This window comes from bacterium (Candidatus Blackallbacteria) CG13_big_fil_rev_8_21_14_2_50_49_14 (genome assembly GCA_002783405.1).
Classification (GTDB): Bacteria; Cyanobacteriota; Sericytochromatia; order UBA7694; family UBA7694.
The window spans coordinates 19692-32705 of record PFGG01000032.1 but is presented as its reverse complement, the minus strand read 5'-3'; the positions used below and the strand labels follow the sequence as shown (position 1 = coordinate 32705).

Sequence of the window (13014 nt, the reverse complement as noted above, 5' to 3'; positions counted from 1 at the left end):
AAAAGCTTTGCCTACGCGTTCGACCACATCTTGCAAGACCTGTGAGCCGACCTGTTTAAACTCGGGGAATGCTGCCTTCAGTTCTGGTAATTCATTGCTTTGAGAGTAGGTAGTTAATGTGATACCGCACCGTTTGTAAGCCTGTATACGTTGGTCTAGAGCTGTATTATACAGTTGCAGGCACAAATGTAGCCAATGTTCAGCTTTTTGAATGGTTATTTCGCTGGATATCGCTTTAAATTTATATGTCATACGCATATATACAGTATACTGTTTTGAGGGCGCTGTTGCCAGCGCTACACCTTATATCTCCGGCCTGAAGGCCGAAGTTTTACGGTGAGCCCGATAATACTCACAAATTGAATGGCCAGAGTTTAAACATGCAACAAGATCTCAGCCCCTTTTTTCCTGCCTTTAGCAAAAATTTACATGCCGAACTGATAGCCAGTGGCCAATTTCGACATTTTGAGGAAGATCTTGAAATTCTCAGCCCAGGTGCAGAAGTCGGCTGGATTCCTTTGGTCATCAAAGGCAGTATCCGGGTTTTGCGCGATGACCCTTCGGGCAAAGAAATCCTGCTCTACCATATTCAAGCGGGAGAATCCTGTGTCATGTCGATTCTGGCAGGCCTAAAAACCCAACCCAGTCAGATTCGCGCAGTGGCAAATGCAGGCAGTGAAGTCTGGCTATTTCCCTCCCGTCGGCTCAAATTCTGGCAACAGGAATTCCGAGATTGGAACCAATTTGTGCTTGAACTCTATCAAACCCGCTTTGAAGAATTGGTTCAGGTGGTCAATGAATTGGCCTTCAGCCGGGTGGATGAACGCTTGCTGGAATTACTGCGCACACGGACCCGTCTTGAAAAAAACCTTCAAATTTCAACCACCCACCAACAACTTGCCGATGAATTGGGCACCGCACGCGAGGTCGTCTCCCGCCTGCTCAAAAAACTTGAGCAGGAAGGCTGGGTTAAATTGGGGCGTGGAAAGCTTGAGCTTCTAAAAGAAAGTTAAAAAATATTCATTCACAGCTTTTTTATTATTTTTAATAGGCTAAAATGATACTGAACGACTTCTATAAAATAATAAAAATATAAGAAGCACAACAAAAATATAAGAAGTTTTAGCTTATGGATTTCGAGCAAATTTCAAAAATCCAAAAAACACGCCAGGATCTTGAAAAAAAAAGACAGGAAAATGCAGAGAAAGCACTTGAAAATGCTTTCCAAAAAATGGCAGAGGCTTTTGAACAAAGCCATCCAAGCAAAAAAAAAGCATGCCTGCTAGATGCCTGTGAAGCTTTTGCTGAAGCCCTGAAACAACAGCGCAGCAATCCCGAGATCTACATCGGTATGGCTTATCTTTTGATCACCCTGCATGAACATGCCCAGGCTTTAAATTATTTACAGGAAGCTGAACGCCTGGCCCCCCAACACCCTGATATTCATAAGATGCGGGATTACCTGGCCCACCGCCCCCAAACAAATAAAACCCAGCCTCAGGCTCACGCCCTTGTTTCAGCCAGCCTTTCCCCGCTTCAGAAACAAGCATCCGAAAACTTGAGCGAAGCTGATTTTGATCGCTTGTATGAAGAAACAGAGACGCAACTGCAAACCCTTCTGAAGGCCATTCAAGCTGAAAAAATGCCACTCAGGGCCACGCTTGAAATTGCACAGACCCCCGATTTAAAAAATCGCTATCAGCACTATCTTGAACAAACAAACATACTCAAATCAGATCTGGATCTGCTGGATCAAGAATTTGAAATTTCAGAACTTGAACAAAATTTCTCGCTCTTGAATATCTTTCTCAAGCGTTGCCAAAAACTTTTGAGTGAATCTGCAGAACTTCTGTGCTTGTATACCGATTTAAAAGCCTTGCTTGGCAGGGTCACTGCGCAACTCAAATCTCTGACGGCCCCCAACACCCCCCTGCCGGACTGTGAAAGTCTTTTAGATCAATGTGACAGCCTGGCAGATCGCTTGGACGAACTTGAAAACAAAGGCTACGAACTGACAGCACTGCTTGCTGTTTACGAAAAAATAGTCGAAAGTCTTGAGGATCTCCAAAACAATCTTGACGAGCTGAACACCTAAAAATGAAAATAGCGCTTGAAATAAAAAGTTAATAGCATTAACATAAGAATATTGTCTGCACGATCTAACGTGAAGCCTAAAAAAGGGAAACATCAAAATGAGTGATATGCAAATTGGTCAACGGATCCAAACGCCCCAACCCGTTCAAAAACTTGCGGCCCCCGTACAAATGCCCCAGGGCGTCGTCGTAGAAAAGAAAAGTGCAGAAGATTTACAAGCCCTGCAACAGAAATCAGATCAGTCTAAACAATTGGGACAGGTGGGCACGCGTGCGCAAATCGATCATTTAAAAGCACGGGTCGAGCAAATGGATATGCAGGGCGTTGAGCCCCTGCCTGAACTGAGCACCCTTGATACCGTTCAAAAATATGGGGGCATGCTCCTAAGTGGAACAGGTACAGTATTGGCTGCCCCCTTTAAAATGGCCAAAAGCCATTTTACCAGTGGCTTTGTTGAGGCCAGTGAAAACCGTGAAATGGGCAGCAATCTCACCGATACAGGCAAGCTACAGGGCATACGCTCAGAAAGTTTGGGCAAGAGTGTAGAGGCCCTGGGCAGTTTGCGCGAAAAACTGAGCAGCTTGCTCCAGGCCGATGAGCCCAATTGGGGAGAGGTCGACAAAACCCTAAAAGAAGTGGGAACCCATCTGGAAGCAGCAGGTCTGCCCACAGAATCCGTCAATGCGGCCCGCCAGACGCTCTGGGGAGACCCATCTAAATCAAGGGAAGTGCTCAATACCATCAATGTGGCGCAGCCGATTATGCGGGTTTTGGCTGAAAGCGCCAAGAAAAAATCAGAAACCCTCCAGGAACTCGGTGGAGAGTATACTTCTGAAGGCAACCGTACCATTGTTCAAAACACCGCGACGATTCTGCAGGCCACAACCCCAGTCGTCAGTGCCGTCAATTTCATTGCCCAGGGTGTAGATGCCGCCAAAAACGCCAAGAGCTTTATGGCCTCCCTCGCCGATGGCGGCGGCAAAGTGCTTCAGGGCGGAGCCCTCACCGGTGTAATGGTGGGCGGAGGGGCTCTGCAAATTGTGGGTGAAGGCATTGATATGTACAAAAATGCCAGTCGCCTGAATACCGCTCTGAATCGGGTTGAAATGGCACGGGGTCTTTTGGCGGATGCGCCTGGACGCAATCAAATGGCGACCGAATTTGAAAACAAAGCCAAAGAATTAGAAAATCCACAAACCACCCTGGGCAAAATCAGTCTATTTTTCAGCCGCAAAAGCAGCCGGCTTGAAAAAGTAGCTGAACTCAAGGCCAAAGCAGCAGCCATTCGGTCTCTGCCTGCAGGAGAACCCTCCAAAGAAGCCAAGGCTGTCGCCCAACAAATTATCAAACGGGCCGATATGGGCTTTAAAGCACTTAAAATCGCGAAAAATGTTTTGGGAATAGCTGCCGGTGCTGTGGCCATCGCCGTTGCAGTAGGCGCCTTGGCCACCCCGGTAGGCTGGGCCTTGGCAGGAGCCGCTTTGGCTGCCACCGTAGGCCTGGCTATCTACAGCAAAGTCAAAAGTTCACAACGCCAAGGCAAAATTGATGATCTCAAAGGCGTGCAGCAACAGGCCTCACTGAAAATGGAAACCAAACAAACCCAGCTGGACACCCTCAAAGGGCAGATTCAAAAGACCCAGGGTCATATCCAGGCGCAAATCAGAGAACAGAATCAATTATTGCAACCCTATAGCCCCGCTGATCAACTAAAATTCAATTCCCTGGATGCCTCCATCAAGACCAGCAAAGAGACACTCAAAACCCTGACTGAAAGTTCAGAAAAACTGGAACAGGAAATCAACGAGCTGAAGGGAATACAAACCGAAGCTGTGTTCCAGCTTTTGGGAGCCTCTCCTGAAGATGCCGCCAAACTGATTTATAAGGGAGTCCTCGCAGGCAAGCCTGAAATGCGCTATTTGGCAGAAAAGGTACTGAATGTACCCAGCCCTGAGCTGATGCCTGAAAAAGAAGCGGTTCAGGTGATGATGCGGGGCATGAGCCTGAATCCCACGCTCTAAATAATGGCCTGAACAAAAGGAAGAATCATGACCGAAGCAAACACAAAGCCCCCCACCCCCCTGCAAAAACTGTTTGAATTTTTGCTCTATTTTGGCTATTCAGCCGAGCGCATCGCGCCAGGCCCCGACATTCATTTTGAAAGTCTGTTGGTTTCACTCGACCCTACTCCTGAGAAACCTTCAGATCAACCTTCAGAGGCCCAAACCGTTGCGCAGATCTTTTTCAGTGAAGATATTCTGCGCGATGAAGCTCTTGAAGAACTGCAAGCGGAACTGGCACGGGCGTCTACGCTGCAGTTTCTGGTCATGCTGCCGGTTTCTTTGACTTCACTCCCCAGCGAACGCTTGTTTGAAGCCTATCAATTGCTGATGACCTGCAGTCAGATTATCCCAGTGGGCTATTTTGGCATCAATCAGGAAAAACAAATTTACCTGAGCTATGCCCTCAAAGCTGAAAACCAAAATATTAGCATTGCTTTGATTACAGAAATTCTGGAATTAATGGGCTTCTTCATACAGGTCTTCTTGCCCAGCTTTGAAGCCCTGGCCACCAGCAAGCAGTCGCTGGCAGAGCTAATTACAGGCATTGAAAAAAGCCTCGCAGCCAGTGCCCAACCTGCAGCTTAAGCACCCACCCCCAAAGAATTTGGTCAGTTCTGCAGAAAAAGGCTAGACTGATAGAAAATTCTTTGGGCCCCCTGTGGGCCGCATGATGAGGTTTCTATGCAAAAGCGCTCCCTCTTGATTCTGACCTGTCTTCTGGCGGCCTGCCAAACACCCCAAACACCGGTGATTCCGTCACCGACGCCTTCAGCTTCTCCCAGTGCGGAAACAACCCCCTCTCCGCTGCCCAGCGCGGAGCCCAGTGCCTTGCCCAGTATTGCGCCCAGTGCCATCCCAGAACCCACCCCCACCCCCAGTTTTGTGCCCATGCCCCTGCCCTCACTGATCCCTGTAGCCTCTCCAAACCCCAACCCTTGGGGAGAAGAATATCTGGCGGATTTGACCGGTCGGGTCTTCAATGAATTGGGGCAACCCCTGCAGGGTGTCAAAGTCAAAGTTTTTGCAAACGCTGAAAGCCAGCCTCCCAGCGTGGAAACGCTGACCGATGCCGAAGGTTGGTACCGCCTGAAAGTCCCCAATGGCAGTCTGGTTAAAATTTATGCCAGCGCTTCAGGCTATTCCTCCCGCTCACGCATAGAAGTTATGAAAATGGGCACCCTCGGCCATCCTTTTGCCAACCGTTTTGATTTCGGGGTCAATGAGTTGGAATACATCCAGGCCCTGGAGCAATCTTCCCGCTCTGCCATGGATGCCAGCCGCCCACTTGCCTTGGAAAATGCGCCTGAAGTGATTGCCCTACAGCCAGAGCTGAAACAACCTGTAGCGGCCAACCAAACCCTGACCCTGACTTTTAACGAGCCCATGGATCGTGACAGTGTCGAAAAAAGTCTGGCGATTCGCGCGCTGAACAACCAAAAACTGGCGGTCGATCAGCTTTCCTCTCAAGATACTTTTACAGGCCCAGGCGACAGTGAACAGACCTCAGGCAGCTTGATCTGGACAGCTGAAGCCTTTGACTTCAAGTGGAATCCTGGAGATACCGTGCTCATGCTGCAATTCAAACCGGGTCATGCCTATCCAGCCAACCACAATCAAAAAGATTTTCCCAGTTTACAACTGACCTGGAATGCCCCTGGCAGCACCGGCCTTCGCGATAAAAGCGGGGCCAGCCGAACGAAAAACGAATTCAGGCTGAACGAGCAAATCTCCAGTCAGTCTGTTACTTTCAGTATTGCCCCTGATCTGAACCCTTTCCAATTAAAATCACTGGCATATCAGACCACCGGCTCTGGCCCTGTGCTTGTTTTGAGCTATAACAAAACGCTTTGGTATGAAACCCAAAGCCGGATTATTGCCGGAGGCATGGCGGATCATTTCAATTTACGCGGCGCTGAAATTCAGGCTCCGGCAGAATATCCCGGCAATCAGGGCAATGCCACAGCTCAGAATGCAGCGAAAAATTACCGGGTTTTGATCACCAACCCCCAAAGTGAGATTGAACCCAATCTGTTTTCGGGGACGTGGTTTGAGTTGGGCGGCCAGGTGGTCTATGATTCAACGGATCCGAATCACCAACGTGTTTTACTGCAACTGCCCAGCACAACACGCCCAGAACTGTTTCAATCAGGCCATGAAATTGCCCTCAATGGGGTCATCTCGGTACTTGACCCCGCTGGAAACCCGCTGACAGTGGGAACCCCCCTCAAAGTGACGATTCCCTAATTCAGGCAAAATTTTTAAAGCCTTCGCCCTGATATTGACAGACCTGGGCAAAGAAAGAAAAGTTTATATGCTATGATATAGGCGGATAAAAGACCTGTTCAAAGGGGCCTTGTGGCTGGCTTTATGTAAAATTTAACGCTGACGGGCTCTCTGTTAATAGAACAGTTTGAAACGGCAATTAGAAGTTCAGATCTGAAAGTTTTCAGATCGGTTTTCAAGGGGTAATCAGGGCATGCTGGCTTTTGTTTTAATTGCCTCCCTTGTGCTTCAATTCATCTCGGTCTATTTCACGCTCAGATTGATCAAATTCACGGGTAAAAATCTGGCCTGGAGCTTCCTTGCCATTGCCATCACATTGATGGCGCTTCGCCGCAGTATCAGCCTGGGCCAAGCCATGACAGAAACAGCAAGTTCAGCTCAGCTCACGGCAGAAACCATTGCCCTGTTTATTTCAGCCTGTCTGGCGATTGGAATTGAACGCATTCTCCCCATTGTGAAGGAATTGAATTCAGCAGCACAAAACTTTCACGAGAGTGAAGAGCGCTACCGGGCTCTGTTTGAGAATTCGCCGGATGCCATTTTTATTTCCGATTTAGAAGAGGGGCATTTGCTCGATGCCAACCAAAAAGCCTGTCTTTTAACAGGCCGCTCTCATCTCGAATTAATGGGGATGAAGCAAGCTCAACTCCACCCTCCTGCATTGCATACGCAGCTTGAGGCTTCGTTCCAAGAACAGGTCAAGCATGCAAAGATGAGCAAACTCTTTGGCCCCATTGAGACACGTATCTTGTATGCCAATGGCAAAGAGATTCCCGTCGAACTGGTGGCTCAAAAAGTAACTTTATCCGGAAAAGCGGCTATTCAAGGTGTTTTCCGCGATATTTCTGAGCGCAAACGGGCAGAACAGAGTCACCAAACGCATTTGAATTTTTTATCCGCCATGGATCAGATCAATCAGGCCCTACAGAGCAGCCTGGATTTAAACCAAATGATGGGTGCAGTGCTGGACAAGGTCATAGAAATTTTAGATTGTGATCGGGCCTATCTTTTATACCCTTGCGATCCAGAAGCCGAAAGTTGGTTGGTTCCAATTGAACGCTACAAACCAGAGTATCCTGGTGCCTCAGCAGAGAACTATCGGATTCCGACCTCTTCCGAAGTGGCAGAGACTCTTTGTCACATACTGAAGGCAAAGGGACCTGTCAAATTCGGCCCAGGCCAGGATTACCCCTTGCCCCAGGAAATTTCAGAGCAGTTTAAAATTCGCAGTTTTATGGCCCAAGCGATCTCCCCCATTGTGGGAGAATCTTGGCAATTTGGAGTTCATCAATGCTCTCATGCACGTATCTGGACAGAAGAAGAAGTACGTCTCTTTCAAGAAATAGGCCGACGCTTAGGAGACACAGTCGGCTTATTGCTTTCTTTTCAAAATTTGCAACAAAGTGAAGCGAAATACCGCCTGATGGTCGATACCGCCAGAGAGGGAATACTGGCCCTCGATGCTCATTTTTTAATCAGGTTTGTCAATTCACGTATGCTGGAAATTCTGGGCTATGAAGAAAATGAAGTGCTGGGGCATCCGCTCACTGACTTCATGTTTGCAGAGGATAGGGCTGACCACCAGCAAAAAATGCAAAACAGACAGAATCGCATAGCCGAAAACTATGAACGCCGTTTTCGGCGTAAAAATGGTGAGTGTGTCTGGACACATGCCTCTGCAACCCCCCTGTTTGATCATGAAGGAAAATTCGATGGCGCATTTGGCATGTTCACAGATATCTCTGAGCGCAAACAGGCTGAAAAAGAACTGATCGAAGCTCACCTTTTATTAAAAGGCGTGATTGAGCAATCTCCGATTCCTTTGGTGATTGCCAAAGCGTCTGGAGAATTGACCTTTAACAAGGCCTGTGCCGATCAACTGCGTGTCTACGATGAACCCAGCTTTGTCCAGGGCATTAAACTTCAAGAGATGAAACAACCCTGGAAAGACTACGATGCCCAGGGTGATCTCATACAGACCATGGATCTCCCACTGGCCAAAGCTTTACAAGGAGAAACCTCTCGGAATATTGAAATTCGAGTGGTCAGAAAAGACGGGAGCGAAAGGTGGGAAATTGTCAATGCTGGCCCGATTTACAATAACGAAGGCGACTTGATTGCTGGATTTGTCGCTTTTCCAGATATTACTGAACAAAAACGAGTCGAAGAAAAACTCAAAATCTCAGAAGAACGTTTTCGTTTAACCTTGGAAGCCGCCAAAATCGGGCTTTGGGACTGGGATGTCAAAAATGATCGTTTTTTTGCCTCACCCACCTACTATTCCATGCTGGGCTATGCACCCAAGCAAGGCTTGGCCGACCGCCAGGAATGGGTGAAGCGTCTCCATCCCGAGGATAAAGAAAGCGTAATGGCTCAAATTGAGAGAGTATTATCCCGGAAAGAAAGCCAATATGGTTATACCGCCAGATTTCGCCATGCCGATGGCAGCTACCGCTGGCAAAGGGTAATGGGCTTTGGCGTTGAAATCGACAATGAGGGAATGGTTTCTCGCATGTTGGGGCTGAGAATAGATGTTGACCATCAAAAACGTACCGAGAACGAATTACAAGAATACAAAGCCCATCTTGAAGAAGCCATCCAAGAACGTACCGCAGAACTGGAGTCTGCGCGTGATACCGCAGAAAAGGCCAACCAAGCCAAAAGCCTTTTCCTCGCCAATATGTCGCATGAGATCCGCACCCCCATGAACGCCATTTTGGGCTTTAGCCAACTGCTACAAGAGCAGATCCAAGAGCCCCAATACCAACGCTATTTACATGCCATTAACAGTTCAGGGGAAAGCCTTCTGCATATTATCAACGATATTTTGGATCTTTCAAAAATTGAATCTGGGAAAATCAAACTCCAGGAAGAACCTGTCAATCTTTCCCAGTTGCTGCAGGAAGCAGAAGATTTAATGCGGCTTTCTTTTGAACAGAAAAACCTGCAATTTTATAAAGAAGTAAATTTTGAATCCAGCCTTTGGTTGAAATTGGATCGTTTTCGCTTGCGCCAAATTGTTCTCAACCTGCTCGGCAATGCCCTAAAATATACATCCCAAGGTCAAGTCAAATTGACAGCGACTTTTCAAAGCAAAGGCAAAGATCAAGGAGAGCTTAGGCTGGCGATTCAAGATACCGGAATCGGTATTTCAAAAACAGATCAAACGCGTATTTTTAGTGCCTTTGAACAAGTCAGCACATTTCAACAGAATGGGACAGGATTGGGGCTTGCTATTTCAAACTCTCTGGTTCAGATGATGCAGGGCAGTATCTTACTCAAATCGGAGACTCAGCCTCCCCATCAAGGCTCTTGCTTTACAGTGATCTTGCCCCAGGTCTCTGTCGCTGAAGCTCAGGATTTACAACAGAGCCCAGAACCTGAAGAAAGCTACTCTTTTCAGCCAGCACGGCTTCTCATCGTCGACGATGTGCCTCATAATCTGGTACTGCTGACGGCGCTTCTGGAACCCTTCCCCTTTGATGTTTATCAGGCTCAAAATGGTCAAGAAGCTTGTGATTTGGCTCAAAAATATCTGCCCGATCTGATCTTGATGGATATTAAAATGCCCATTTTAGATGGCATTGGGGCCTTGAGATATTTAAAAAGCAGGCCCGAAACAGCACAAATTCCAGTAATTGCACTCACGGCATTTGCACTTCGAGAAGAGCAGAACAAGATTATGCAAGAGGGTTTTTCAGGCTTTTTACGCAAACCGATCGTGCGAGGTGAACTCTTTCAACAATTATGGAAATTCATCAATGGCTCAGCGTCAAGTCTTGAGCAAAAACCTGATGAAATCAATCTATTGACACCAGATGAAAAAATTAAGTTGATCCATTCACTTCAGCAAGACTGGTTAGAACGCTGGAGAAAAGTTCAAAACTCCTTGATTCTTGATGAGTTAGAGGGCTTTGTCGCAGATTTAGCGAAGTTCATTCAAACCTCAGACCTGTACGAACTCAAAAACTGGGCAGAAAAACTACTCAAGCAAATTCAGAACTTTCAACTGGCTGAAGCCTCCGCCTCTTTGGCTCAATATCCAGAACGGGTAAACCAACTCGACTCAAGTATAAATTCAGAGAAAAAAGAGCTTCCTCTCTCCTCGGTAACTAAAGTTACTGAACAAATATAGAATAGGGGGTATTCTATAAATAGAAAGCTACAGAAAGAGGATTGAGACCATGAAAGTAAATGAAGGAAATATGGATCGCATCATCCGGTTGGTATTGGCTGCAGGGATTGGCGGTTTCGGTATGATGACAGGCAGTTGGCTCGGTTTGGTGGCTCTGATTCCACTGGGAACCGCCCTGATAGGCTGGTGCCCCCTTTACCAGCTCTTTGGCCTGAATACCTGCCCTTTGCAGAACAAAGCCTAAAATCAAGCCCAAACGGGCAACGAACACGGCCCCCGGATAAACCGGGGGCCGTGTCGTGTGGAGGGAACAAGAGAGACAGCTTTTAACGGCCTAGAAACAGTTTCTGGCGCATAATATGGAAGAAATCATTTTTCTGGAATTTGATCAGGCGGGTTTTATAAAATGAACGGCTGATCTTGATAATATCGCGGTGGTAAAGCTGCTGATTGGCCTGACCATCAATCGTAATCAAGACTTCTTGGGTGGGTTCACGCAGCAGCACTTTGACCATGGTTTCTTTCCACTCAGGAATACACAGTGAACGGTTAAACAAAGCATGGGGGCAAATCGGGTTGATGATATAGGCTGAAACATCGGGCATCATGATCGGCCCCCCCGAACTGAGTGAATAGGCCGTAGAACCTGTTGCTGAAGCAATGATCAGGCCATCTGCGCGGTAGGTGGTGACATATTCGCCATCGACATAGGTCGCCAGGTCGATAATATACGAGAGCGGGTGACGCATAATCGCAGCATCGTTCAGGGCATGAAACATCAGGCGGGGCTGGTAATTTTCATCCAGAACCTCAATTTGCATCATGGAACGTTCCTGAATCACATATTCACCCGCCAAAAGCTTTTCAAGCGCTGGGTAAAGATCTTCGAGGGCTGTTTCAGAAATAAAGCCAAGCGAACCGGCATTGATACAGAGTAGGGGCACGCCATGGGGGGCGAGCATACGGGCGGCATAAAGCACAGTGCCATCGCCCCCCAGCACCAAGGCCATTTTCAGGCGCACATCACTTGTATCTTTCTCAAACTCTTCGTTGGAATTATAGTGTGATGCAAAAATATAGACGTTTTCGCCACGGGCAGAAAGCCACTGAGCCACTTCCTGGGCAATATGCTGGGTATCGCAGCGATAGGTTTTATAAAGATTATAAATGATCCCAATGGCGGGAGCAGCCATGATGCCTCGGTTTCTCCTGCTGTTTTGTTGTTCTGCTGCGTTTCCGGCGGGCAGGCCCGGCCCCTGGCTCTTGCTTACCAGGAGTGTGATCAACGTACCAAATCATAGCATATTCAAAGGGCAATCGTCAGCTTGAGCAAGACTGTGCTAGAGTACTTCAAGAGGTGTTTTATCCATGCGTTTGCTGGTACTGGGGGTATATGCTCCCCCCGATGATGAGGAACTCAAGCCTTCTGATTTACGCAGCTATCCAGGGCTGCTTTTAGAAAACCCCACCACAACCCGCCAAAGGCCCGTACGCAACCTGGCCTCTGCCCTGCAGGAATGCGAAAGCTTTCAACCCGATCTGCTGGTCTTTCAAGGGGAAACAGGGGTCGCCCTGCACTGGCAAAGCCTGTTTGAAAAATGCTATCCCCAGCTGTTTAGTTTTGTTTCCAACCAGCACGATCTCTTCAAAATTCTGGCAGAACTCAATCCCCGCCTGTGGGAGCTTCGCCGCCGCCGTTTAAAGGACAAATCCGCGCCCTACCCAGCCCCTGGCCCTGTGGAAAAGGAGCAACTCTTTGCTCAGCTTGAAACTGAAGCCCGCAGCCTGGCCCAGGCACGTCTGGAGCCCTGGCTGGAAGCGCATCCCCGTTTGAAGACCTTTCTGCCGCTGGTCAGCAGTGAAGATTTTGAACGCCAGCTCTATTGCTATGCCCTTCTGGAAACCGCCCTTGAAGATTGGAAAAGCCCCACCTCGGTCAGGGTGCTGGATGTGGGCACCCATGCCTGGAGCTATGCCCCCGCCCTGAGTGCCTTTTTTCGTGAAAAGGCCAGCTTGGTCGAGCTGACCGGCCTGGAACTCGACCCCTGGTATCTGATTGAGGGGGTGACACGTGGGGATCTGGCCCGCTACTATGCCAAAACCTCACAGGCCCGCTTTCTCGAAGCAGACTTTCTCAATTTTCACGAAAAGCAGGAGATTATCTGTCATTTTCTGCCTCTGATTCTGCCCCAGAATGCTCTGCTCTGGCGGATTCCACTTGAAATGCACCACCCCGTGCGTCTGCTTAAACACAGTTGGGATCGGCTTCGGCCGGGAGGGCGCTGCCTGCTCTACAATGGCAAAGAAATTGAGTACCAGGAACTGCTGAAAAACATCAAACATGCGGGCTTAACGCCCCTGCGCACAGGCCCCTGGGTTTGCCCTTGGCGGCAAAAACAACAGGGCTACCTTACGCTTTTGGAACGCCCTGCGAAATAA

9 protein-coding genes are annotated in these 13014 nt (G+C 48.2%); 8 read left to right on the top strand and 1 reads right to left on the bottom strand.

Going from position 1 to position 13014, the window contains the following annotated elements; translation table 11 throughout:
• The first annotated feature begins 380 nt into the window (after positions 1-380).
• The 7 genes from COW20_06665 to COW20_06635 all read left to right on the top strand — a co-directional run bounded on the left by COW20_06665 (position 381) and on the right by COW20_06635 (position 10819).
• Positions 381-1013, top strand: coding sequence for a Crp/Fnr family transcriptional regulator (locus COW20_06665; protein ID PIW49238.1), 633 nt, complete (start codon positions 381-383; stop codon positions 1011-1013).
• 116 nt (positions 1014-1129) lie between these two features.
• Positions 1130-2095 (top strand): hypothetical protein, encoded by a 966-nt coding sequence (locus tag COW20_06660; protein ID PIW49237.1) that lies wholly within the window; start codon positions 1130-1132, stop codon positions 2093-2095.
• Positions 2096-2192: 97 nt separating this feature from the next.
• Positions 2193-4115, top strand: coding sequence for a hypothetical protein (locus COW20_06655; protein PIW49236.1), 1923 nt, complete (start codon positions 2193-2195; stop codon positions 4113-4115).
• Between the two features lie 27 nt (positions 4116-4142).
• On the top strand, positions 4143-4742 hold the full coding sequence (locus tag COW20_06650; protein PIW49235.1) for a hypothetical protein: 600 nt from the start codon (positions 4143-4145) through the stop codon (positions 4740-4742).
• A gap of 96 nt (positions 4743-4838) precedes the next feature.
• Entirely contained in the window at positions 4839-6401 is a 1563-nt protein-coding gene (locus COW20_06645; GenBank protein PIW49234.1) for a hypothetical protein, read from the top strand.
• A 232-nt stretch (positions 6402-6633) separates the two neighbouring features.
• Positions 6634-10575, top strand: a complete 3942-nt coding sequence (locus COW20_06640) for a hypothetical protein (GenBank protein PIW49233.1) — start codon at positions 6634-6636, stop codon at positions 10573-10575.
• A 49-nt stretch (positions 10576-10624) separates the two neighbouring features.
• Positions 10625-10819, top strand: coding sequence for a DUF2892 domain-containing protein (locus tag COW20_06635; protein ID PIW49232.1), 195 nt, complete (start codon positions 10625-10627; stop codon positions 10817-10819).
• Between the two features lie 82 nt (positions 10820-10901).
• On the opposite strand, the gene COW20_06630 is transcribed toward COW20_06635, so the two are convergent.
• The gene (locus tag COW20_06630) at positions 10902-11768 is read right to left on the bottom strand and encodes an NAD(+) kinase (protein ID PIW49231.1); all 867 of its coding nucleotides are present in this window, start codon (positions 11766-11768) and stop codon (positions 10902-10904) included.
• Positions 11769-11943: 175 nt separating this feature from the next.
• Here COW20_06630 and COW20_06625 point away from each other — a divergent pair, with 175 nt between their 5' ends.
• The gene (locus COW20_06625; protein PIW49230.1) at positions 11944-13014 is read left to right on the top strand and encodes a hypothetical protein; all 1071 of its coding nucleotides are present in this window, start codon (positions 11944-11946) and stop codon (positions 13012-13014) included.

Bases quoted from the DNA above. Each gene is read 5' to 3' on its own strand.
- COW20_06665 (PIW49238.1), top strand. From the start codon at position 381: ATGCAACAAGATCTCAGCCCCTTTTTTCCTGCCTTTAGCAAAAATTTA.
- COW20_06660 (PIW49237.1), top strand. From the start codon at position 1,130: ATGGATTTCGAGCAAATTTCAAAAATCCAAAAAACACGCCAGGATCTT.
- COW20_06655 (PIW49236.1), top strand. From the start codon at position 2,193: ATGAGTGATATGCAAATTGGTCAACGGATCCAAACGCCCCAACCCGTT.
- COW20_06650 (PIW49235.1), top strand. From the start codon at position 4,143: ATGACCGAAGCAAACACAAAGCCCCCCACCCCCCTGCAAAAACTGTTT.
- COW20_06645 (PIW49234.1), top strand. From the start codon at position 4,839: ATGCAAAAGCGCTCCCTCTTGATTCTGACCTGTCTTCTGGCGGCCTGC.
- COW20_06640 (PIW49233.1), top strand. From the start codon at position 6,634: ATGCTGGCTTTTGTTTTAATTGCCTCCCTTGTGCTTCAATTCATCTCG.
- COW20_06635 (PIW49232.1), top strand. From the start codon at position 10,625: ATGAAAGTAAATGAAGGAAATATGGATCGCATCATCCGGTTGGTATTG.
- COW20_06630 (PIW49231.1), bottom strand. From the start codon at position 11,768: ATGGCTGCTCCCGCCATTGGGATCATTTATAATCTTTATAAAACCTAT.
- COW20_06625 (PIW49230.1), top strand. From the start codon at position 11,944: ATGCGTTTGCTGGTACTGGGGGTATATGCTCCCCCCGATGATGAGGAA.